Source organism: Flavobacterium chungangense LMG 26729, assembly GCF_000735715.2.
Taxonomy (GTDB): domain Bacteria; phylum Bacteroidota; class Bacteroidia; order Flavobacteriales; family Flavobacteriaceae; genus Flavobacterium; species Flavobacterium chungangense.
The window spans coordinates 112,607-136,343 of record NZ_JASY01000003.1 but is presented as its reverse complement, the minus strand read 5'-3'; the positions used below and the strand labels follow the sequence as shown (position 1 = coordinate 136,343).

25 protein-coding genes and 1 pseudogene are annotated in these 23,737 nt (G+C 33.3%); 18 read left to right on the top strand and 8 right to left on the bottom strand.

What is annotated here, in order from left to right:
- Positions 1-5: 5 nt before the first annotated feature.
- The gene (locus JE46_RS08265; protein ID WP_031454795.1) at positions 6-326 is read right to left on the bottom strand and encodes a YbaB/EbfC family nucleoid-associated protein; all 321 of its coding nucleotides are present in this window, start codon (positions 324-326) and stop codon (positions 6-8) included.
- A 65-nt stretch (positions 327-391) separates the two neighbouring features.
- Here JE46_RS08265 and JE46_RS08260 point away from each other — a divergent pair, with 65 nt between their 5' ends.
- Positions 392-2,527, top strand: a complete 2,136-nt coding sequence (locus JE46_RS08260; RefSeq protein ID WP_035136464.1) for a S9 family peptidase — start codon at positions 392-394, stop codon at positions 2,525-2,527.
- A 70-nt stretch (positions 2,528-2,597) separates the two neighbouring features.
- On the top strand, positions 2,598-3,638 hold the full coding sequence (locus JE46_RS08255) for a PLP-dependent cysteine synthase family protein (RefSeq protein ID WP_031454793.1): 1,041 nt from the start codon (positions 2,598-2,600) through the stop codon (positions 3,636-3,638).
- Between the two features lie 64 nt (positions 3,639-3,702).
- Here JE46_RS08255 and JE46_RS23825 read toward each other — a convergent pair.
- The 4 genes and pseudogenes from JE46_RS23825 to JE46_RS08240 all read right to left on the bottom strand — a co-directional run.
- Positions 3,703-4,089, bottom strand: a pseudogene (locus JE46_RS23825) (peroxiredoxin family protein); the annotation flags it as partial.
- Positions 4,090-4,107: 18 nt separating this feature from the next.
- Entirely contained in the window at positions 4,108-4,869 is a 762-nt protein-coding gene (locus tag JE46_RS08250) for a DUF4369 domain-containing protein (RefSeq protein WP_031454792.1), read from the bottom strand.
- A gap of 260 nt (positions 4,870-5,129) precedes the next feature.
- Complete coding sequence (locus JE46_RS08245) at positions 5,130-5,570, bottom strand: KTSC domain-containing protein (protein ID WP_026983258.1); 441 nt, start codon at positions 5,568-5,570, stop codon at positions 5,130-5,132.
- 329 nt (positions 5,571-5,899) lie between these two features.
- Positions 5,900-6,151 (bottom strand): hypothetical protein, encoded by a 252-nt coding sequence (locus JE46_RS08240; protein WP_031454791.1) that lies wholly within the window; start codon positions 6,149-6,151, stop codon positions 5,900-5,902.
- A gap of 85 nt (positions 6,152-6,236) precedes the next feature.
- Here JE46_RS08240 and JE46_RS08235 point away from each other — a divergent pair, with 85 nt between their 5' ends.
- The 12 genes from JE46_RS08235 to JE46_RS08185 all read left to right on the top strand — a co-directional run bounded on the left by JE46_RS08235 (position 6,237) and on the right by JE46_RS08185 (position 15,619).
- Positions 6,237-6,779, top strand: coding sequence for a hypothetical protein (locus JE46_RS08235; protein ID WP_031454790.1), 543 nt, complete (start codon positions 6,237-6,239; stop codon positions 6,777-6,779).
- On the top strand, positions 6,779-6,925 hold the full coding sequence (locus tag JE46_RS24250) for a hypothetical protein (RefSeq protein WP_167343422.1): 147 nt from the start codon (positions 6,779-6,781) through the stop codon (positions 6,923-6,925). Before JE46_RS08235 ends, JE46_RS24250 begins: the two co-directional genes overlap by 1 nt.
- A gap of 93 nt (positions 6,926-7,018) precedes the next feature.
- Complete coding sequence (locus JE46_RS08230; protein WP_031454789.1) at positions 7,019-7,252, top strand: hypothetical protein; 234 nt, start codon at positions 7,019-7,021, stop codon at positions 7,250-7,252.
- Complete coding sequence (locus JE46_RS08225) at positions 7,242-7,622, top strand: YchJ family protein (protein ID WP_031454788.1); 381 nt, start codon at positions 7,242-7,244, stop codon at positions 7,620-7,622. The genes JE46_RS08230 and JE46_RS08225 overlap by 11 nt, the downstream gene beginning before the upstream one ends.
- 106 nt (positions 7,623-7,728) lie before the next feature.
- Positions 7,729-8,847 (top strand): vWA domain-containing protein, encoded by a 1,119-nt coding sequence (locus JE46_RS08220; RefSeq protein ID WP_031454787.1) that lies wholly within the window; start codon positions 7,729-7,731, stop codon positions 8,845-8,847.
- A gap of 88 nt (positions 8,848-8,935) precedes the next feature.
- The gene (locus JE46_RS08215) at positions 8,936-10,399 is read left to right on the top strand and encodes an AAA family ATPase (RefSeq protein WP_031454786.1); all 1,464 of its coding nucleotides are present in this window, start codon (positions 8,936-8,938) and stop codon (positions 10,397-10,399) included.
- Positions 10,400-10,461: 62 nt separating this feature from the next.
- Positions 10,462-10,830, top strand: a complete 369-nt coding sequence (locus JE46_RS08210; RefSeq protein ID WP_262494096.1) for a GlcG/HbpS family heme-binding protein — start codon at positions 10,462-10,464, stop codon at positions 10,828-10,830.
- A 136-nt stretch (positions 10,831-10,966) separates the two neighbouring features.
- On the top strand, positions 10,967-11,560 hold the full coding sequence (locus JE46_RS08205; RefSeq protein WP_031454785.1) for a 2OG-Fe(II) oxygenase: 594 nt from the start codon (positions 10,967-10,969) through the stop codon (positions 11,558-11,560).
- A 117-nt stretch (positions 11,561-11,677) separates the two neighbouring features.
- The gene (locus JE46_RS08200) at positions 11,678-12,352 is read left to right on the top strand and encodes a response regulator transcription factor (RefSeq protein WP_031454784.1); all 675 of its coding nucleotides are present in this window, start codon (positions 11,678-11,680) and stop codon (positions 12,350-12,352) included.
- Between the two features lies 1 nt (position 12,353).
- Entirely contained in the window at positions 12,354-13,757 is a 1,404-nt protein-coding gene (locus JE46_RS08195) for a sensor histidine kinase (RefSeq protein WP_031454783.1), read from the top strand.
- Positions 13,758-13,834: 77 nt separating this feature from the next.
- Positions 13,835-14,551, top strand: coding sequence for a universal stress protein (locus tag JE46_RS08190; RefSeq protein WP_031454782.1), 717 nt, complete (start codon positions 13,835-13,837; stop codon positions 14,549-14,551).
- A gap of 120 nt (positions 14,552-14,671) precedes the next feature.
- Positions 14,672-15,619 carry a bestrophin family protein gene (locus JE46_RS08185; RefSeq protein ID WP_031454781.1) on the top strand — a complete coding sequence of 316 codons (948 nt, stop codon included), beginning with the start codon at positions 14,672-14,674 and terminating at the stop codon, positions 15,617-15,619.
- A gap of 218 nt (positions 15,620-15,837) precedes the next feature.
- Here JE46_RS08185 and JE46_RS08180 read toward each other — a convergent pair whose 3' ends face one another.
- The gene (locus JE46_RS08180) at positions 15,838-17,262 is read right to left on the bottom strand and encodes an aminotransferase-like domain-containing protein (RefSeq protein ID WP_031454780.1); all 1,425 of its coding nucleotides are present in this window, start codon (positions 17,260-17,262) and stop codon (positions 15,838-15,840) included.
- Between the two features lie 176 nt (positions 17,263-17,438).
- Between JE46_RS08180 and JE46_RS08175 the strand changes: the two genes are divergently transcribed.
- The 4 genes from JE46_RS08175 (at position 17,439) to JE46_RS08160 (ending at position 22,429) form a co-directional block, all read left to right on the top strand.
- Positions 17,439-18,350, top strand: coding sequence for an EamA family transporter (locus JE46_RS08175; RefSeq protein WP_031454779.1), 912 nt, complete (start codon positions 17,439-17,441; stop codon positions 18,348-18,350).
- 96 nt (positions 18,351-18,446) lie between these two features.
- Positions 18,447-19,301 (top strand): DMT family transporter, encoded by an 855-nt coding sequence (locus tag JE46_RS08170; protein WP_031454778.1) that lies wholly within the window; start codon positions 18,447-18,449, stop codon positions 19,299-19,301.
- 466 nt (positions 19,302-19,767) lie between these two features.
- Entirely contained in the window at positions 19,768-21,054 is a 1,287-nt protein-coding gene (locus tag JE46_RS08165; RefSeq protein WP_031454777.1) for a Glu/Leu/Phe/Val family dehydrogenase, read from the top strand.
- Between the two features lie 139 nt (positions 21,055-21,193).
- Positions 21,194-22,429 (top strand): sterol desaturase family protein, encoded by a 1,236-nt coding sequence (locus JE46_RS08160; protein WP_031454776.1) that lies wholly within the window; start codon positions 21,194-21,196, stop codon positions 22,427-22,429.
- A gap of 126 nt (positions 22,430-22,555) precedes the next feature.
- Here the strand turns inward: JE46_RS08160 and JE46_RS08155 are convergent, their stop codons facing one another.
- The gene (locus tag JE46_RS08155) at positions 22,556-22,990 is read right to left on the bottom strand and encodes a DUF6526 family protein (protein WP_031454775.1); all 435 of its coding nucleotides are present in this window, start codon (positions 22,988-22,990) and stop codon (positions 22,556-22,558) included.
- A gap of 80 nt (positions 22,991-23,070) precedes the next feature.
- Positions 23,071-23,658, bottom strand: coding sequence for a DUF4142 domain-containing protein (locus tag JE46_RS08150; RefSeq protein WP_031454774.1), 588 nt, complete (start codon positions 23,656-23,658; stop codon positions 23,071-23,073).
- Between the last annotated feature and the right edge of the window lie 79 nt (positions 23,659-23,737).

Below are 23,737 nucleotides of genomic sequence, written 5' to 3'. Positions count from 1 at the left end.
TTAGATTACTTAAAAAGATTATCCATTCCCGGAATCATTGGCATATCCATTTTAGCAACAGCATCAAGCTCTTGTTCGTTTACCCTGGTTGCTTTTTCAATTGCTTTATTTAGCGTCACAATTAAATAATCTTCCAATTGTTCTTTATCTTCAAGTAAAGAGTCATCAATAGAAATTGATTTTACTTTTCTGTTTGCTGTTAATGTTACTTTTAATAATCCGTCGGCACTTTGCTCATCAATTAAAACTGTATCTAAGCGTTTTTTTGTATCTTCAATTTTTTGTTGGGTTTCTTTAAGTTTTCCCATCATTCCCATTAAATCCATTTTTGTTGATTTTAAATTATTTCAACAAAATTAGTTTATTACAATATATAATAAAGTAATATTTTATGAAAAAATTAATCCTGTTCTACTCTCTATGTGTTATTTTTGCCGTGTCTCATATAAAAACCAATGCCCAATCAATGCTAAACAATATACCGGCTCCACAAGCCAAATTAATTCCTAAATCATTAAAAAAGCATAAAGAAGTCCGAATCGATAATTATTTTTGGCTCAATGACAGAGAGAATCCGAAGGTTATTGATTATCTAAAACAGGAAAATGCCTACTATGAAAGTATGACCTCGCACACTAAAGGTCTTCAGGATGCTTTATACGAGGAGATGAAAGGCAGAATTAAGGAAGATGATTCTTCTGTTCCTTATTTCTATAATGGGTATTACTATATTACCCGTTTTGAAACAGGACAGGATTATCCTATTTTTTCAAGAAAAAAAGGAAGTCTTTCTGCTGAAGAAGAAATCATGTTCAATTGCAATGAATTGGCAAAAGATCATGCTTACTTTAAATTAGGAGGTTTAAGTGTTAGTCCCGATAACAAATTTGCGAGTTTTGCTGTTGATATTGTGGGGAGAAGAATTTATACAATTCAGATTAAAAACTTAGAAACCGGAGAAATTCTCGCAGATAAAATAGAAAATGCAACCGGAGAATCAGTTTGGGCAAATGATAACAATACCATTTTTTATGTCAGACAAGACGAAGTTACTTTACGATCTGATAAGGTATTCAGACATAAATTAAATACAGATGCAGCAACTGATGTTTTGGTTTTTAATGAAACAGATGATACGTTTAATGTATCAGTAAGTAAAGAAAAATCAAGAAAATATATTGTTATTGGTTCAGGAAGTACTTTAACGACAGAATACAGGATTTTAAATTCGGATAATCCTGATGGTGAATTTGCAGTATTTCAGACGCGTGTTCGTGGTTTAGAATATAGTATTTCGCATTACGAAGACTCATTTTATATTTTGACCAATAAAGATAAGGCAACCAACTTTAAGTTGATGAAAACGCCAGAAAACAGAACAGAGAAAAAATTCTGGAAAGATCTTATTCCACATCGTGAAGATGTTTTATTGGAAGATATCGAAATATTCAAAAATTATTTAGTGGTTGAAGAACGCTCAAACGGCTTAAATCATATCCGAATCATGCCATGGAATGACGAACCGGATTATTATTTGCCTTTTGGAAGTGAAACATACAACGCTTATACTACAACAAATGTTGATTTTGATACGGATGTTTTGCGTTACAGCTACCAATCGCTGGCAACGCCATCGTCTGTAATTGATTTTAATATGAAAACGAAAACCAAAGAAATCTTAAAAGAGCAAGAGGTTTTAGGTGGGAAATTTGATAAAAACAATTACATCGAAGAAAGAGTCTGGGTAACAGCGAGAGATGGAGTTAAAGTGCCTATTTCTATGATTTACCGTAAAGGACTAGAGAAAGATGGTAAAAATCCGTTATTGCTATATGCGTATGGTTCATACGGAATCACGATGGATACTTATTTTTCATCAACAAGACTTTCTTTGCTTGATCGCGGATTTGTGTTCGCTATAGCCCATATTAGAGGAGGTGAAGACTTGGGAAGGCAATGGTATGAAGATGGAAAACTGTTAAAAAAGAAAAATACCTTTACAGATTTCATTGATTGCTCTAAATTTGTAATAAACGAGAAATATACTTCTGCTAAACATTTATATGCAGAGGGAGGATCTGCTGGAGGACTTTTGATGGGCGTTATCGTAAATGAAGCCCCTGAATTATATAACGGAGTTATTGCTCAGGTGCCTTTTGTAGATGTTATTACGACAATGTTGGATGACAGTATTCCGCTGACAACAGGAGAGTATGACGAATGGGGTAACCCAAATAATAAAAAATATTATGATTATATGTTGTCGTATTCGCCATATGATAATGTAAAAGAGCAAAAATATCCTAATATGTATGTTTCTACCGGATTGCATGATTCGCAGGTTCAATATTGGGAACCAGCCAAATGGGTGGCTAAACTTAGGAGTTTAAAAACAAATGACACTGTACTGTTTTTAGATACTAACATGGATGCTGGTCATGGCGGGGCTTCAGGGCGTTTTCAAGCTTTAAAAGACTTAGCAAAGGAATTTAGTTTTTTATTAGATTTAGAGAAAATACAAAGCTAATTAGAAATTTTTTGTTAAATTTGCAACCTATCAAGGTTATTTAAAATTACCTTTGATTAACTATTTTTTTATGAAAGAAGAAATAAATGCTTATAATAATGTTTTAGAGTTAATAGGTAATACCCCACTTATTAAACTAAATAAAGTCACCGAAGGGTTAGAAGGAAATTTCTACGCAAAGGTAGAAGCTTTTAATCCGGGACATTCGTCAAAAGATAGAATAGCATTATATATTATTGAAGAAGCTGAGAAAAGAGGGATTTTATCTCCAGGTGATACCATAATTGAAACAACATCCGGAAATACAGGTTTTAGTTTGGCTATGGTAAGTATTATAAAAGGTTACAACTGTATATTGGCAGTAAGCTCAAAATCATCCAAAGATAAAATTGACATGTTGAGAAGTTTAGGGGCAAAAGTTTATGTTTGCCCGGCTCACGTTTCAGCAGATGATGAAAGATCGTATTACAACGTTGCAAAACGTTTACATGAAGAAACAAAAGGTTCTGTTTATATTAATCAATATTTTAATCAGCTAAATATTGATGCACACTACAATACTACTGGTCCTGAAATCTGGAAACAGACCAAAGGACAAATTACTCACCTTGTTGCTTGTAGCGGAACCGGGGGAACAATCTCAGGGACTGCAAAATTCTTAAAAGAACAAAATCCAAATATTAAAATCCTAGGTGTTGATGCTTTTGGATCGGTATTGAAAAAATATCATGAAACAAGAGAATTCGATAATAAAGAAATATATCCATATAGAATTGAAGGCTTAGGGAAGAATTTAATTCCTTCAGCAACTGATTTTGATATTATCGATAAGTTCATGAAAGTAACGGATGAAGAGAGTGCTCATACAGCCAGAGAAATTACCCGTAAAGAAGGTTTATTTGTAGGGTATACTTCAGGTGCTGTAATGCAGGCAATTAAGCAGTATGCAGAAGAAGGAGAATTTACAAAAGACAGTAATATTATTGCTATTTTTCCTGATCATGGCTCTCGCTACATGAGTAAGGTATTCAGTGATGACTGGATGAATGAACAAGGATTCTTCGATAGTGTTAACGAAGAAGAAGTTCAAAAAATTGAATTTGTAAAGTAATTAAAATTTACTTTTAGACATAAAAAAAAACTCCAGATGAAAATCTGGAGTTTTTTTGTTGGTATTATTTTGCTAAAAGCTCTAAAATTTTTGCTCTTAATTCAGGACCTCTTAAATCCTGTGCAACGACTTTTCCTGATGAATCAAGTATAAAGGTTGCAGGGATAGATTGTACATTATATTGCTTTGCAATAGGTTCTTCCCAGTATTTTAAATTTGAAACCTGTGTCCAGCTTAAATTGTCTTTTGCTATGGCTTCTTTCCAGGCTGATGCTTCCTTGTCTAAAGAAACACCTATAATGTTCAGTCCTTTCGAGTGCAGTTCTTTGTATATTGCTACAACATTTGGGTTTTCTTTTCTGCATGGTCCGCACCATGAAGCCCAAAAATCTACAATTGTTACTTTTCCTAAACTTTCTTTGAGTGATACTGTTTTGCCTTCAGGATTAGGAGCTGAAAAATCTGATCTTCATTTAGCGCTGCCAACCGGAGGAGCTGATGCACCTACTGCAGGCATTTTCATTTGGCCAATTTTTTCTTTAATAGCTTTTCCAGGCTTTGTGTTTTTTAAAGACTCATCTAAAGAGTTGTATAAAGCTTCTGTTTTTTTGAAATCTGCCGCAGGGTCATTAATTAAACTTTGGATAATTAAAGCTGAGATAAATGATTTTGGGTGAGTTTCAGCATAAGCTGTGTATTTCTTTTTAGATTCAGCCTGAACATCAGTTTGAATAGCCATATATTCTTTCATTAAACCATTGATAACTGCTGTGTCTTGTTTTTGCTGAGCAGCCTGCATAGTTTGCGTATTTTTTTTCTGAAAATCCATTAATCTTTTTTGAACTTTAGTAAGATCTTCGTTGAATTTTACATACTCGTCATTACTGTAAGTTCCTGAAATTTTTGATTTGTGAATACTATCTTTATCAACTTCAATTTTAATTTCACCAGTTTCTAAGATAAACGGAACCGGACCTTGTAAATCCTGAACAATCAAAGTGTGAAAAGCAGGCTCAGTAACTTTTCCTTTTATTTCAAATTTTCCATTTTCAACTTTAACAGTGTCAAGTGCTAAAGGAGCCATTGTTGTTGGATCCTGCCCTTGAAGAATTATTGTTTTTCCGTTCTCAATTCCTTTTGCAGTTCCGGTGATAAGGAATTCTCCGTCTTTAACTTTACTGCAAGAAATTATCGCTGCAGAAGCGGTAAGTAAAAAAAATATTTTTTTCATTATAAAAAATTAATTAGTTAATTGATTTGTGCAACAAAAGTATTTAAAAATATAGAACATCAATAATTTTACTACCTAAAATTTTGTTATAGTTTTTTTTATGTCAACTGCTTTATATATAGCGTTTTAATTGCTTTTTTTTAATTAAAAAAAAGCTAATAATTTTATTATTCAGAATTAAATCAATGATTTTATCACTTTTTAGCATAAAAAAAGCATTCTGTTGTCAGAATGCTTTTGAAAATAGTATTGTAGAATTTCTATTCCTGATTTGTTTTCTTTCTCCAGGTAAAAGAGTTCAAAATGTGTCTTTTTGCGAATCTTCCAGGAGAATCTGCATTAACCATTTTTACGTAAGTAGCTTTTGGAACACTAATGTATTCGTAAACACTTCCGTTAGAAAAATCGATGATCAAACGACCTTCAACAAACTTATAATCTGTAATTGAACAAGTCGAAATCGTTTCAGTGTATTCAGGTAAATTAGCTTTAATCGTCTCAGGATTAATACTCACTAAAAAGTGGTATGCCTCAATGATAGCTTTACTTTTTTCTTCTGCAGCTTTCAAACCGGCATCATCTCCCTGAAATTTATCAGGATGAGATTCTTTCATCGCATTACGATAAATGGTTTTTAAATCTTTTAATTCTGCAGTTTTGTCTACGTTTAGTAACTTTCTGTATTCAACTATTTTTTTCATAAATAAAGGTAACTACTTGTCTATTAGTTTGAAATTGATGTTAATTGTTCAAAAAGACAAATTTTTTGCAAAGGTACACTTTTTTTTAACTTTTTACTTTTGATCGAAAAAATATTCAGAAAATAAGCAAAAATTAGATAATGAGTCAATTAGAAAATTAGATAATGTAAAAAAACAAGGAGCTGATTCCCGCTATCCGTTACAATCTTTTATGCCGAACACCGGCAAAAAAGGATTTTCACTTTTATCGGGGCTAGGGCACTTGTTTTTATAAGACGTTTAGATTTTAACCTGAAACTTGAAACAAAAAAACTTGAAACAAATTTTAATTATTTATTCTCAGGTTTATGATTGGCCTTATCGAAATTTTTCGATTTTTTCGGATATTTATCATAACTGATATCGCTTGGGTTTTCGATAACCGACTTAATTGTGATCCAATCACCTTCTTTAAAGTTAGATTGTACGATTTTATAATCTAAAAGATATTGACCACAAAAATAATTGTTGTTTTCATCTTTTTCGATGATGCCGGTATAAACTCCTTTTTGCGGCATTTTTTCTTGTGAATCTTTAGACATAGTTTTTTTATTTTAAATTGAGCTGCAAAGTTAATCAAATTTGGTTTGTTTTAGGGAGTTCGTGACAATCTCAGTATATTTGCACATGCAAAAAAACTTTAAGCCACATCCTAATTCCTTCAAAAATACATTTTGTGTTTTTAATGAAGTCTTGCCGGAAGCCGTTAAAGGATTGAAAGTTCAGTTTGAAAGCAAAGCAGGAAGCACTTATTATTATACCGAAGCCGGAATGTACCGTGTTTCGAATCATTGGGGAAGATTAGCCAACAGTAAGTGGAGATTAATTGCCATGGAGCCGGAAACTCCTTCTAAAACAAAAACAGGTTTTGCTGCGTGGAATGAATTTTACCCGGATAATGCTGAAGAAAAGTTGTATTATATCGAAGCGGATTATGATAAAGACACCGTAATTTATCAGCACAAGAATAATTCGGATTATGATAAAAAAGCAATTCTGAGAACGAGTTTTGAAACCACAAAGCGTATCAAACAAATCCGGAATCTGCAACAGCTGACATCCTGGGCAAAACATTTTGACTATGATGATATTGCAGATTTAAGAAAGCAAATCATTGAGGAGTTGATTTATACAGAGAAGACTTTAGACGAAATTAAAAGAGAAATATAATGGGACGCAACAACGAAAGGAATATCAAGAAGCATAATGACAAATTGCATAAAGCCCAAAACAAAGTAAAACAGGCAGAAATTGCTAGGAAAGAAAAGCTAAAAGAAATTATTAAAAAGTTTAACGAAAACAAAACTGAAGAGTAAAGTTTCAAGTTACGTTACGCAACCTGAAACCTGAAACTTGTCCCGAGACTTTAGTCGAACTGGCGAAGCAAACAAAGATTAACAACAAAAAATATGAATACGAAATTTGAAAGTTTAAAGGCAAGCGTACAGGAAATCATTGATCTGATTGCTGCAGAGAATAATAGAGAAGCGAATAATAAATTGCTTGATGTAAGTGAAGTATTAGATGAAATGCTGGATTTTGCAGAAGAAGATGAAGAGTTGAGAGAAATAAGCCGATATCAGGTTTTATTGAATCAGCTGCATGTAAAACTTAACGGCGAAGAGCAGGTTGATGGAGAATAAAAAATGCTTTTGCGATACAGGTTTATTGTTCGCGAAATGTTGTGGATTGTATTTTGAAAAGAATCAAAAAGCCCCAACAGCATTAGCTTTGATGCGTTCGAGATATTCGGCTTACGTGACTCATAATGCCGATTATCTTTTGGAAACAACTTATGTTTCAGAAAGAAAATTTTATTCAAAAAATGAAATTTTGAAATGGGCAGTGAACAATAAATGGCAAAAACTGGAAATTCTAAGTTTTACCGAAAATACGGTCGAATTCAAAGCTCATTTTTTAGATAGTAATCAAAAACCTCAAACACATTACGAGTTTTCGACTTTTAAATTTGAAAATGGTGCATGGTTTTATCTTGATGGAAAGTTTGAATAATTGTCAGTATTGTCGCTAATTACTGTTCGTTTTATTCAAATACTTTAACTAAAAATTAGTAAACGTTTCTTTTTTCATAATTCTAAAAAAACGTACTTTTAAAATTATGAAAAACGAATTTAAAAAAGGTTTTTATTTCAAGACGTACGAAGCGCCTTTTCAGTCTCCGTTTGAAAAACTTTTTGGCATTTTCAAAGAGTTAATTACTCATACTTCGGGTGATTTTGACGAAGCTATAGACTGGCTTCGTGAGTTAGATAAGGAATATAAGCTAACAGACGAAAACTACTCAATCGATGATTTTATTGAAGATCTCAAGAAAAAAGGATATATAAAGGACGAAGCAAAGCCTGACGGGACTTCCGGTTTTGGAATAACAGCAAAAACAGAAAGGGCTATTCGCCAGCAGGCTTTAGATCAGATTTTCGGAAACTTAAAACGCGCAGGAAGCGGAAATCACAAAACCAAACATGCCGGAAACGGAGACGAACATACCGGTGAATTCCGTGAGTTTAATTTCGGAGACGGTATAGAACGTATTTCTTTGACAGAAAGTTTGAGAAATGCACAAATAAACAATGGCGCTGAAAGTTTCATGCTGACCGAAAATGACCTGGTTGTTGAAGAAACCCAGTTCAAAGCACAAATGAGTACCGTTTTAATGATTGACATTAGTCACAGTATGATTTTGTATGGCGAAGACCGGATCACACCTGCTAAAAAGGTAGCAATGGCTTTGGCCGAATTAATCACAACACGTTATCCAAAAGATACACTTGATATTTTGGTTTTTGGAAACGATGCCTGGACAATTCCAATTAAAGATTTGCCGTATTTGCAGGTTGGTCCTTATCATACCAATACCGTTGCAGGTTTACAATTGGCAATGGATATTTTGCGTAGAAAACGAAATACAAATAAGCAAATTTTCATGATTACCGACGGAAAACCAAGCTGTGTACGTGAGCGTGACGGTTCATATTATATGAACAGCAATGGCCTGGACGAATATATTGTTGATAAATGCTACACACAGGCACAACAGGCTAGAAAATTACACATTCCGATTACAACTTTTATGATTGCCAGAGATCCTTATTTACAGCGATTTGTGAATCATTTTACCGAAGCCAATCAGGGAAAAGCATTTTACACCGGACTAAAAGGTTTGGGAGAAATGATTTTTGAGGATTATGAAACGAATAGGAAGAAAAGGGTTCGTTAAGTTTTAAAGGTTCTGTAGAGATGCATTGCTGTGAATCTAACACCATTCTAAATCAAAATGTAATAAAACAATCGATATTTCAATAAAAATGGAAATAAAAAATATAAAGACATTAGGACAATTAAAAGCTGCAGGATATAAAAGCATAAGTATAAAAGACGAATTACGAAATAACCTGCGTGAAAAAATTAAATCTGCAAAACCGGTTTTTGAAGGTGTTCATGGTTTCGAGAATACCGTAATTCCGGAATTGGAACGCGCTATTTTATCTCGTCATAATATTAATTTATTAGGACTTCGCGGTCAGGCTAAAACCAGACTGGCGCGTAAAATGATCGAATTATTAGATGAATATATTCCGTTTGTGACGGGTTCTGAAATTAATGACGATCCTTTCAATCCGATTTCACGCTTTGCTAAAGATTTAATTGCCGAAAAAGGGGATGAAACCCCAATTTCATGGCTGTACAAGAGTGAGCGTTTCTTTGAAAAATTAGCAACGCCAGATGTAACGGTTGCTGACTTAATAGGAGATGTTGACCCTATAAAAGCTGCTAATTTGAAGTTGTCTTACGCAGATGATCGCGTGATACATTTTGGAATGATTCCGAGAGCGAATCGTTGTATTTTTGTGATTAATGAATTGCCGGATTTACAAGCCAGGATTCAGGTAGCATTATTCAATATTTTACAGGAAGGAGATATTCAGATTAGAGGCTTTAAGTTGAGAATGCCGCTTGATATGCAATTTATTTTTACGGCAAATCCTGAAGATTATACCAATCGGGGAAGCATTGTAACGCCTTTAAAAGATAGAATTGGTTCGCAGATCCTGACACATTATCCGGAAAGTGTAGCAATTGCCAGAACCATAACAGAGCAGGAAGCAAAGCTGGATGAAAATCAGGCAGATATAGTATATGTTCCTGGACTCGCGAGAGATATTTTAGAACAAATAAGTTTTGAAGCACGAGAAAGTGAATACATCGATAATAAAAGTGGTGTAAGTGCCAGAATGAGTATTACAGCCTTTGAAAATTTAATTAGTACCGCAGAGCGTCGCGCTTTAATTTCTGGTGTTGATAAAACTACACTTCGTTTATCAGACTTTATTGGAATCATTCCTGCGATTACAGGAAAAGTAGAATTGGTGTATGAAGGAGAGCAGGAGGGAGCGGCAGTTGTAGCCCAGAATTTAATAGGTTCTGCTATTAAAACTTTATTTTCTGATTTCTTTCCGAAGATTGAAAAATTAGAAAAACCCGGTGAAAAAACACCATATTCTGATTTAATTGAATGGTTCTTTGCAGAAAGTGGTTTCGAATTACTGGATGAAGCTTCCGATAGCGAATATCAAAATATTTTGGATGAGGTTACTCCTTTAGATATATTAGTAAAAAAATATCAGTCTCAATTAGATAAAAAAGATCAGTATTTCATGAAAGAATTCATTTTGTGGGCATTGGTAGAACATAAAAAACTAAGCAAAGATCGTTTTGCAACAGGCCATCAGTTTAAGGATATGTACGGAAGTTATATCAGTAAATTATAGTTTAAATAACCAAATTAAAAAGAATAATTATGAATATTACATTGGAATAAGCTGAAAAAGCAATAGCTGCAGCAAAAAATATGGCCGTAGAAATTGATACAAAAATGGACATTTGTGTGGTAGATGCCGGAGCCAATCTGGTTGCATTTGCCAGAATGGATGGTGCATGGATTGGGTCGATAGATATTTCTCATAAAAAAGCCAAAACAGCTGCCTGGTTTACTATGGATACTGCTGCTTTGGTAGATGCAGTGCAGCCGGGAGCACCACTTTATAACATTGAACATTCAAATGGAGGATTAATTACTTTTCCGGGGGGTGTTCTGATTAAAAATTCAAATGGAGAAATTATTGGTGCTATTGGAGTTAGTGGCAGCAGTGTTGAAAACGATCATACTGTAGCTGTAGCCGGTGCTGAAGTTCTAAAGTAATTTTCATAAAAGATATCAAACCCGACAGGTTGCAAAAAAACTTGTCGGGTTTATTATTTCCAAAAACAGCCATTCCCAGTTTTATTTCGGTTACCTTGCTACGTTGGCTGTATTTGCAGTTTTTCCCAAACAATAAATGGAAAATAGTTTCGAAGATTTGATTGCGAGTTATATTGAAAATAAAGTAGGTATTTCAGAGCATTTTTTAAGTAAAGAATTAGCTGATAATCTTAAACAAAATCTACTCGATTTAAATCAGAAGATTTTGCTGTCAGAAGCTGGAATTGGAAATTCAGAAAAGCTTTCTTACGATGGCGCAATCAGGAGCGATTCTATTTATTGGTTAGATAAAACACATAACAATGTTTTTGAAAATGCTTTTTTTGCCCAGATCGAGGCCTTTATCATTTATCTAAATGAGAGTTGTTACGCCGGAATCACGGGTTATGAATTTCATTACTCCTTATATGAAAAAGGTGATTTTTACCTAAAACATCTGGATCAGTTTAAAAATAATCCAAGTCGGAAATATTCCATGATCAGTTATCTCAATAGTAATTGGAAAGAATCTGATGGTGGGGAATTGATGATTCATCAGGAAAATAATAATCAAAAGATTTCACCAACTCAGGGAAAAACAGTGTTTTTTAAAAGCAATGAATTGGTACATGAAGTTTTGGTGACCCAAAATACGAGAATGAGTATTACAGGCTGGCTTAAAAGCGATTAATTTGTTTTGAATAGTAGTTTATTTCTTTATTTTCTTCATAATAAAATCATAATTCAGGTTTAAGTAATTTGTATTTACGTTTCAATCCTTATTTTTGTTATTCATACATTTATTCAAATGAAATTACTCATAGTCGAAGACGAACCAAATCTACTTTCCATTTTACGAAAAGGATTCGCTGAAAATAATAACGATGTCAGCGTTGCTCTTGATGGTAAAACGGCATTGGAAATGATTCATAATTATACTTTTGATGTAGTAGTTTTAGATGTAATGCTTCCGGATGTTAACGGAATTGAAATTTGCAGAAGATTACGTGCCAGCAAAAACTTTGTACCTGTTTTGCTTCTGACAGCCCTTGGAACTTCTGAGAATATTGTTACAGGACTCAATGCCGGTGCTGATGATTATTTGGTTAAGCCTTTTAAATTTGGAGAACTCGATGCAAGAGTAAATGCATTGAACCGAAGAGCCAATCAGGATATAGACAGAGTCGATGTCATCACCATTGGCGATCTCGAAATAAACGGCCGTGCAAAAACGGTTAAAAGAGATGGAGAACAGATAATTTTAACTGCCAAAGAATTTAAATTACTGTATTATTTAGCGAAAAACAGTGGCAGGATTGTATCGCGGGATCAGATTTTGGATAATGTCTGGGATATTAATTTTGATATGAATACAAACGTTGTTGATGTTTATATTACGTATTTAAGAAAAAAAATAGACAAACCCTTCAAAACCAAACTTATTCATACCATGAAAGGTTTGGGTTATGTTATACAGCCATAAAATGGATATTAGAAAAAGAATTACTTTTACTTACGTAGCACTTTCTACCTTTAGTACTTTGCTATTGAGTATAATTGTATTCGTTTTATTTAGAGAAAATAATCGTTATCATTTCTTAAAAAGACTTGAAGACAGGTCTAAAATTGTGGCTTCTATTCATTTTCAGCATGATCCCGAAAAAATAAAATATTACAGTAATTTAAAGAAAAACGGGCTCGAAGAACTTATTGAAGAAGAAGAATATGTTCTTAAAATCAACAGTGCCAATAGTTTTGATTATAACACTAAATTAAATCTACCGAATGAATTTTACTCCAATATTCTGCAGACCGGCAAAGATTATTTTGAGATTAACAGCAAATATTATTTAGGTCAGGTTTTTACAGAAAGAGATCAAAAATATATTGTAATTGTTGGGGCACGTGATCGAAGAGGGAAAACGACAACCGTTTATATTGTAAAGATATTGCTGTTTGGAGGCATCGGTTTTATACTGCTGGCCTTCTTTTTAGGACGTTTTTTGGCAAAAAGAGTGATCAATCCAGTAGCCAGGATTACGAAAGAAGTAAATAGAATTAGTGCTTCGAATCTCCATAACAGATTGCCGGAAGTTAAAAATGCTGATGAAATTTCAGATCTTACAGAAACGTTCAATGACATGCTGGACCGACTTGAAACTTCTTTTGAAATTCAGGCAAATTTTATTAACAATGCATCACACGAGTTAAAAACGCCGATTACAACCATAATTGCTGAAGCTGAAATTATGTTGATGAAAGAACGTCCGGTTTCAGAATATGTTCAGTCATTAGAGAATATTTACAGTCAGGCTTCCAGATTAGGAAATTTAACTGAAAGCCTTCTTAAGCTAACGCAAACAGGGTACGACGGAAACAAACAAGTTTTGGATATTGCCCGAATCGATGAGTTATTATTGGAAGTTAAGTCAGATTTGGATAAAATTTTTCCTGACAACCGCGTGAGTATCAAACTTAATTTTGCCCCTAAAGATTCCAATTTGTTGTTGATTCCGTGCAACAAACCACTTTTAGAACTGGCCATCAATAATATTATTACCAATGGTGTAAAATATTCTGATAATAATGAGGTTTTTGTAACGCTTTCAGCCAATAATGAGGCAATAAAAATTTCGATCAATGATATCGGAATAGGGATTCCGCCAGAAGATATCCCGCATTTGTATGAGCCTTTTTTCAGAGGAAAAATTGCAGCCAAATATATTGGTTACGGGTTGGGGCTTCCACTGGCTTCCAAAATTATCCGTATGCATGATGGGGAAATTCAGGTACAATCAGAACAGGATAAAGGAACGATTGTGACTATCATTTTTAACAAATCAAACATTAAAAAGAGGAACATTAAAAATTCTAATGTTGAATCTTAGAAAATTCTAATTTTAGATTAAGACCCTTCTAATTTTCAGGTAGTTATTTTGTCTGTATATACTAAAAGATTATACATATGAAAAATTTCCTTATACCCACTACTTTAAAAGACGATACAATTTCTGCTGTAAAATGGGCGATAAACCAAGCAAAAAAATCAGATTGTGAAATTGTTTTAATGATGATTGCAGAAACACCCGATTCTTTTTCATCATCTAATTTTTTGCGAGAAATGCGAACCGGACTAACCAAAAGTCAGGAAGAGGTTTTAGCAACCTGCAGGTATATGATCGATCATACTCAAAACTGCAAAATTAAAATTCATAATCAATACGGGATTTCTTCTCCTGTTTTTAGAGGGATTATTGAGCATTTTTCTGTAAAATTAATAATCTTATCTAATTCGTATAAACAGGAAACCAAGCGTATTCATCATTATCTGATACAATTAGCAGGAAATCAAAAATGCCCAATTCTGCATTTAGGCAACGAACAATTCAGGGAAGATTTCAATAAAGCACTTTATATTGAAAATAGCAATGCCAACATGCATGTAAAAGATGTACAGCAGTTTCTTAATGATAATTTCTCTTATGAAATTGTAAGTCAGGCTTCAAAAACTGAAGATCTCGAAAATATGACGCCTTTATCTGAAGCAATTTCAAAATACGAAATTGATCTTTTGGTTGAAACCCGAAAAGGAGAAAAAATCAAATTTAAAAAAACAAAAAAACAAAACATTAATGAAAAACTCGGGCTTCCGATACTTTCATTATATGAGGAGCTGGTTTAATAGTTTTAGTGAATAGTAATTAGCTTTTGAACTCAATAAATATTTAAAAAATACAGAACTGATAACTATTCATTAATTACTAAGACTCAATCGCTGTAATATTAATTTAAAACCGAAAATATGTTATTAAAGAAAAGAATACCAATGAAGTACGTTCTCGGGAAAATTAAAGTAGAACTTGCCCTAGTAGCCGCATACACTATAGTATTTGAGGTTTTTCACCACTATTTTGTTACGCTTCCTGTAGATATTCCGATTGCTATTCCAACCATGATTGGTACAATTATATCGTTATTATTAGCCTTTAAATCCAATCAGGCTTACGATAGATGGTGGGAAGCCCGAATTGTATGGGGAGCAATTGTAAATGATTCCAGAACATTAATCCGCCAGGTTTTAACCTTTTATAAAGATCCTGATTTTTCTGTTGGAGCCAGTGAATTCAAAGAGAATTTTGCTAAAAGACAAATTGCATGGTGCTATAGTTTAGGTCAGGCACTTAGAAATAAAGATGCCATAAAACCACTTAAGGGATTGATAAGTGAAGAGGAATTAAAGTACATCAAAAATCATCAGAATATACCAAATGCGATTTTGATGCTGCATGCACGTGATCTTCGAAATGCAAAAAATGACAAAAGAATCAATATGTATCAACAGGTAGAAATTGATAATACCTTGTCGAGACTATGCGATGAAATGGGTAAATGTGAACGAATTAAAAACACCATTTTTCCAACCACTTACAGCATGTATATCCGATTAACACTGTGTTTGTTTATTTTGTTACTGCCTTTTGGATTAACAAGTGTATTGAGCTGGTTTGCTATTCCATTAATTGTCGCTATTGCCGCTGCTTTCTTTTTAATCGAAAGAATGGCAATTCATTTACAGGATCCTTTCGAAAACAGGCCAACAGACACACCTGTTACGACTATTGCAAACACAATCGAAAAAAATATTAAACAAATGCTGAATGAATATCAAAGCGAATTTGATATTCTAAAAGAGTTTGATTTAGAAGACGAACCTAAAAAAGTGGACAGCAACGCTTATTTTGTTTTATAAATTAAAGTTAATTTTGGTATTTTAATTGTTGACCGGACAGTGAGTAGTTGTACTGTCCGGTTTTTTTGGTTTAATAGATATTTGAAACACACAGATGAATAGATTAAAGTCTAAATTAAAAGAGGCTTTTAAAATCTGGATTTTCAATATAGCTGTATGTTTGTATATAAGTAAGTGTGTTTATGTACAAAGAAAAACGATGTCGTTATGTGTTAATTTTAAATACTTTTGGCAGCCAGTTTACCTAGTGTTTGTATAGATTGACGTAATTCATTTGTCCATGGCAAACCAAAACTCAAACGCATACAATTGGAGAACTGATCCTGAAAAGAAAAAATACGACCCGGAGCAATGCTGATATTGTGTTTCATGGCCAAATGATAAAATTCGGCAGTATCTATTTTTTTATCGAGTTCGATCCAAAGAAAAAAACCGCCCTGTGGCTGACTTACCTTTGTGCCTTTTGGAAAAGATTCTAAAATAGTGTTGATGTAATTACTGCAATTATGATTCAGGATCTGGCGAATTTTACGAAGATGATTTTCATAGCGGCCGTTTTTCAAAAAATCACCCACAACTTCATGTGTAATGGTAGGTGAAGAGATGGTATGGTATAATTTTGTCCGTAAAATTTCTTTTTTGAATTTCCCCGGAATAACCCAGCCTACACGATATCCCGGTGCCAAAGTTTTAGAAACCGAACTGCAGCACATCACGATTCCGCTTTTATCATACGTTTTGCAATTTGTTGGCCTGGCTGAGCCAAAATATAAATCACCGTGAATATCATCTTCAATTAACGGAATATTATGTAATTCCATTAAGCGTACGGTTTCTTCCTTGTGTTCATTAGGCATCATACTTCCTGAGGGATTGCTGAAATTACTCATTAACACACAAGCCTTAATTTTTTTAGTCGAAATAGCTTTTTTTAAAGCATCTAATTCTATTCCCGTTGTTATATTGGTGGGCAGTTCCATGACATACAAACCTAGAGATTTCGCCAGCTGTAAAACGCCAAAATAGACGGGGCTTTCTGTAATAATAGTATCTCCCGGTTTTGTAACCGCCATTAAGCAATGTGATATCGCACTCACGCAGCCCGGAGTGGTTATGATGTCATCTTCCGTTAGGGATCCTCCCCATGCAAAAGACCAGCGTGCGATTTCTTTTCTAAGATTAACATTGCCCTGTATTTCTTCATAACTGGTACCACTATTGGGTAGTTGCCGCATTGCCTGAACCATGCCCTTGTTTAGTTTTGCTATCGGAAGAAGTTCATTTGATGGAAAACCTAATGAAAGCATGGTAACGTTTTTATCTGTCATATTTCCATAAACCAAATCAATTAAATCTTCTCTTTCAATATTTTGTGTGGTCAGAATAGGGGAGCTGGCTGTTGGTTCGGGAACAATTCTTGCCGAAATATTGCTTACATAATAGCCCGATTGTGGTCTTGATTCGATTAGAGATCTGCTTTCGATTTCATAATACGCTTTACTGACCGTACTCATGCTGTAGCCTGTTTCTGCACATACTTCCCTAATCGAAGGTAATTTGTCTCCCACACTTAAAAGACCCGATTTTATTTGTTTTTCAATAACATCGGCAAATTGTAAATACAGGTAGTTTGAGTTTTTCATATGAGATAATAGTGTTTAATGAAACATCGTATCGCGATTTTTATTCTTTCAGTTTATACGATTTTGGTGATTTCATAAAATAAAACTGTTATGGTGCAATTTACAAAAACTGTATCTGTATTGCTGTTTTATTTTTAAGAAATTTGCTTCATCAGATATACATCAAAAGAAACATCATGAAAACTACAAAATATTACCTGGCAGCGATTACTGCTTACACCGTTTGGGGATTTTTTAGTCTTGTGCTAAAACCAATTCATGAATATGCTTCAATGGATATTTTATTTTACCGCGTTTTTAGCTGTAGTATTTTAATGTTGTTAATTGCTTTTTTGTTCAAACGCAAAAAAATTAAGGAGACAATTGAGGTTTTCAATTCTTTATCTGCTTCTAAAAAGAGATACACCATCTTACTTAATATTGGCGGAAGCTTCTTTCTAATGGCCAACTGGTTTACATTTATTTATGTAATGAACCATGTAAGTGTGAAAGCTACCTCACTTGCATATTTGGTTTGCCCAATTTTAACAACTCTGCTGGCCTATTTTGTACTGCATGAAAAACTGGGAAAAACACAATGGCTTTCGGTTGGATTAAGTATTTCGGGCTGTTTATTGTTGTCGTATGCAGACATTATGGATATGTTTTTTAGTATCATTATCGGATTTACTTATGCGTGTTATTTAGTAAGCCAGCGTGTTAATAAAGGCTTTGACAAGTTTATTATCCTGACATTCCATATATCTGTGGCGGCTTTGTTGCTGGTACCGTTTTATCCGGCATATAGCGGTCCGGTACCTACTGAACTTACGTTTTATTTTTGTATCGAAACCATTGCTGTATTTTTTACAATTATACCGTTGTTTTTAAATTTATATGCATTGGGTGGAATCAATTCTTCAACAGTTGGAATGCTGTTAAATATTAACCCGATGATTGCTTTTGGTCTGGCTTGTTTTATTTATAAAGAGAAAATAACTCCGCTACAGATTCTGGCATATAGTATTATTTTCCTGGCGGTATTGGTTTTTAATTCGAATCATATTTTTGCTAAGAAAGTAAAAAATGTAGTAGCCGCTAAAAATTAAAAAGCATACAGAACATTAAAGTTTGAGGGAAGTTTTGGTAATCTTCTGCTTTTTTTGAATGAGTTTAAACACTACTTTTACAGTAAAAATAGTAATATGTTATTTCTGGTTTTAAGTATCATTTGCAGTGTGACAGTTGGTGTCATTTTTAAAATAATACGTAATTACAATTGCAATCCGGCTCAGATAATTACTTTCAATTATGTATTCGCACTACTATTTTGTTATTTTTCGTTTACTCCAAATCTGGTCGAGGTTACCACAAACGCTCCGTGGAATATTTACTTGGCAGTTGGTTTTCTGCTGCCTGTTGTTTTTTTGTTTTTAGCAACATCCATTAAACATATGGGAATTGTAAAAACAGATGCTGCTCAACGATTATCACTCTTTATTCCAATACTGGCTGCCTGGTTTATTTTTAAAGAAGAATTCAATCTTTATAAGTTAGTTGGACTTGTAACTGGTTTTTTTGCACTTTTACTCATTTTAAGAAAACCAACCCAAAATGAGCAGAATAAATGGCATTATCCGGCCATAGTTTTATTAGGTTTTGGTTTAATTGATGTTCTTTTTAAACAAATTGCACTCTATAACGCTTTACCTTACACAACTTCATTATTTGTTGTTTTTTGTATTGCTTTGTTGGTTTCTACATTTGTGGCTATTTATATGTATGTCTCCAAAAATGTAAAATTTGAATCTAAAAATATTCTTTTTGGAGCACTGGTAGGTCTTTTTAATTTTGGAAACATCCTATTTTATCTTAAAGCACATAAAGCATTTTCTGAAAATCCGTCGACAGTTTTTGCCGGAATGAATATGGGTGTAATTGTTTTAGGAACTCTTGTCGGAATCTTTTTTTTCAGGGAAAAATTATCTAAAATCAATTTTATTGGGATCATTTTAGCCTTAATTTCGATTTTTTTCATTGTTTTTTCTCAAATAAGGTAAAATTTATTCTTTTGTAAAAGCTTAATTTACAAGGTTTTTGTAAATATTTTTGCTTTTTTTAAAATAAACTCTACCAATTCTATAGAATTTATAAAATATATTTATAAATTTGCCATAACAATGAAGAACTATAGCCAACATATGATGTCTTTCAATTGCAGCTCCACGATGTGCTGTATGTTGAATCATGTCTTGAAATGGCGTTAATAGAGAAAGTACTTGTTAGTTATTTTTTTTTTTAGCCTTTCATACCCGTGAAAGGCTTTTTTTAGAATTTATTTAAAAACATAGATATGAGATCAAATAAATACACCAATACACTGATGCAATGCTGTCTGATGAAAATCCCATGTCGCAGCTACAGTAATTAGAGACAGGAAAACGTAAACATCTTTTGTACATAACAGAAGACTTTAAAATATAAAATTTCAAAATCAATTGAATAAAATCTTAAAACTAAAAAATTATGAGCCTAGAAATAATTAAACAGAATCCTTTTCAGTCTATGATTGATCGTTTTAATATCGCAGCCGATATTTTAAACCTTGATGATTCGATCATACAGAAATTACAAAAACCGGAAAAACAAATTGTTGTAAATTTTTCGATTACACTTGACAATGGTAAAATTCAAAATTTTGAAGGCTACAGGGTAATTCATAATACGGCGTTAGGACCATCAAAAGGAGGAATACGTTATGATAAAGCTGTAAACCTTGATGAGGTAAAAGCACTGGCTGCCTGGATGACGTGGAAATCTGCTGTAACCGGAATTCCGTTTGGAGGAGCAAAAGGTGGAATTATTTGTGATCCGAGAGAGCATTCAAAAACAGAATTAGAAAAAATTACAAGAGCGTATACAAAAGCATTATCTGATATTTTTGGCCCGGAAAAAGATGTTCCTGCACCGGATATGGGAACAGGTCCGGACGAAATGGGCTGGCTAATGGATGAGTTTTCTTTGGTACACGGAAAAACGATTCATGCTGTGGTAACAGGAAAACATTTGCATTCAGGGGGTTCTTTGGGAAGGGTAGAAGCAACAGGAAAAGGGGTAAGTATCATTACGCTTCTGGCACTGCAAAAATTAAAATTAAGACCGGCCAGATCTTCAGTTGCCATTCAGGGATTTGGAAATGTTGGATTACATTCAGCTTTATTTTTATATGAAAAAGGATTAAAAGTGATTGCCGTAAGTGATGTTTCAGAAGCGTTTTATAATCCGGAAGGACTTAATATTCCGGAACTGATTTTGTATTATAACCTCAACAATAAAAGTATCAAAGGCTATCCAAACTCTGTTGCGATCAAACATGAAGAGTTATTGCTTTTGGATGTTGATGTGCTGATTCCTGCTGCGAAAGAAGATGTAATTACACAAAAAAACGCAGGTGATATCAAAGCAAAAATAATAGTAGAAGGTGCCAATGGCCCTGTTTCGTCTGATGCTGATAAAATTCTGCATGATAATAATGTACTGGTTGTTCCGGATATTTTGGCGAATGCAGGTGGGGTAACGGTTTCATACTTCGAATGGCTTCAGAACTCGCTTTTGGAATCCTGGAGAATCCATCAAATTAACAAGCGACTGGAAGATATTTTAGAAAAAGGTTTTGAAACTGTTTTCAGAGTTGCAGCAAAACATAACGTTACACCTCGTATAGCTGCCTATATTATTGCTTTGCAAAAAGTTGCCGACACACAGTCGGTAAAAGATATAGCTTTAGAAGCTTCAAAATACAAGCAGAACTAAGAATTATACATAACAATAAAAGAATTTTTCATTAATGAAATGTCTGACAGATAGTTAAAAATCAATTAATGAAAATTTCTTTTCTTTCATTAACAGAATTGAAAATAAGTTGTTTAGAGTCAAAAAATAATTTTTAAAAATGGAACATATTAATTTCCTTGCGTTTGCAATGCCTGCGTTTTTCATTTTTTTATTTTTGGAATATAAGTTGATGCAGCGCAGAAAAAAACCAGAGATTTTCAATTACGAAAGCTCGGTTTCGAATATTAGTATTGGTATTGCAGAAAGATTAATTAATCTTTTTATTGCTGCAAGTTTTTATCAGTTATATTATTTTATTTACAACAATTACAGGCTGTTGGATATTCCGAGCAATATTTTTGTATGGTTTGCCTTAATTCTTGCAACTGATTTTGTGTGGTATTGGTATCACAGGCTTGGGCATGAAGTTAATTTTTTCTGGGCGGCACATATTGTACATCACCATAGCGAAGAATTTAACTTTACTGCTGCTGCCAGAATTACTACTTTTCAGGCTGTCGTAAGAACTGGTTTTTGGTGTGTTCTTCCGCTTGCCGGGTTTCATCCGGCTATGGTTATTACTATGCTGATTGTGCATGGAGCCTATTCATTTTTTACCCATACACAACTTATCGGTAAAATAAAATGGCTGGAATATGTTTTTGTAACACCTTCTATTCACGGAGTGCATCACGCCTCTGACGAAAAATATTTAGATAAGAATTACGGAGATATGTTTACTTTTTGGGATCGTATTTTTGGAACTTTTCAAGAAGAGGAGGAGAAACCAAAATACGGTTTAACCCATCCGTTAAAAAGCTATAGTTTTCTGTGGCAGCATACTCATTATTACTTCGAGATTTATGAATTATGGAAACGCTCAAAGGGTTTTAAAGCGAGATGGAAAGCTGTTTTTGGTAGTCCTGCACACATGGATCAGGATATTAGGCCAACATTAGAAAAACGATTTTTGCAGGATAAAAGCAATCCACATCAAAGATTGCGATTTAGAAATTACCTTTATATTCAATTAGGAATCTGTACTTTGATTCTAACTGTTTTTACTTATTATTTTGATCTTTTAGATGGGATTGATAAAGTCTTTGTATTAGCATTTATCCTGATTACATTAGTGAATTGCGGTGCTTTACTGGAACAGCGAAAATGGATGTATTATCTGGAATATGGCCGAATTTTTATTGTAACAACCTATTTTTTATATGAAGAAGATTTAACTTCATTCTTCTTTATCCCATTAGCCATTATGATTTTTGTTGAACAGTTGTTCTCGCTTAGTAAACGTTATCAAAATGTGGTGCTTCAATTGGATAATTCAGAATATAAGGTAGAATAAAAGAAAAAATGAGTCGTTTGATTTACAAAATCAAACGACTCATTTTTTGAAGATTAAAATTATTCGTGCTGAACGCAAAAAGTTTTTTATTCTCAATCATACTCAATTAGTAGGTTTCCTGTGTTGTTACACACGATTATAATCCCCCTTCCAATTTACAATAGCTTGTTTGATGGCATCGCCGGATAGATTTTCTGCAAGGGCACGATCAATTAAAGATAAAAACTCAGTGTCTGAAGCAAATCGAAAAGCAAAAAGCTGGTCTTCAGTAAATTTATATTCAATAGTTTCAAATCTGGTTCCGGTAAGTACAAAGTAGCGATACCGAAGTTCAAGTTTAACGATTCTGTTTTGTAAAATCAAAGCATAATGCTGGCGCAGCATAAAGGCGAGACAAAAAAGGAATATAAAAATCACGGTTATAAATCCCCATAAAAGTTTCTCAGTAGTTGTAAATGCAAAGTAAATTGCAAAAAGCATGAACACTATCAAAATTGGATAATATACAAAATGATGCGGTGGGTAAAACCGTACATGATTTTTGTAAGATTGTGTTTTCATAATTATTTTCTTGTAAATCTAAAAAAAGCTATCCTAAAATAGAATAGCTTTTAACCTAAATAAATCTAAAGTAACCAATTTTATTTTTTATCTAAATCCTGCTTAAGTTGTTTAGCATGTTGAAGATGTGCAGTCAAAGCGGCAACATTATTTGAAGCCCATGTTTTTATTTCCGGATCATTTGCTTTTTCTGCGGCTTTAGTGAATTTATCGATTGCTTTTTCGTGACCGTCAATCATCATATCGGCAAATTTTTTGTCAAAATCGACACCGGATTTTTCATTTAGTTTGTTATATTCTTCTTTCCCTTCTTCAGTAATCGAAGTTGGTAATGAAAAATTTCTGCTGTCTGCAATAGTTTTTACTTCTCCGGCTGACTTTGTATGTTCGTCTACCAGCATTTTACCAAATTTTTTGACTTCGGCATTTGTACTTTTTGATTGAGCAAGTTTTCCAATTTCGATTTCAGCCAGATTTATTTCTGTTGCATCAACTAAAAATTCAGAATCATCTTCTTTTGAATCAATGCTGTCAAATTTAGCTTCATTTTGGTCTTCAGCAACTTCTTTTGGATCTTCTTGTTTTGATTCATTTTTACAAGAATTTAAACTCAATAACAAAATTCCTGTTCCTAAAACTACTTTGCTTATTAAAAGTATCTTTTTCATAATTTATATGTTTAAAATTTATAATGATAAAATTATTTAAACATCTGCCTGATATTTTACATTTTGAATTCATAATGTT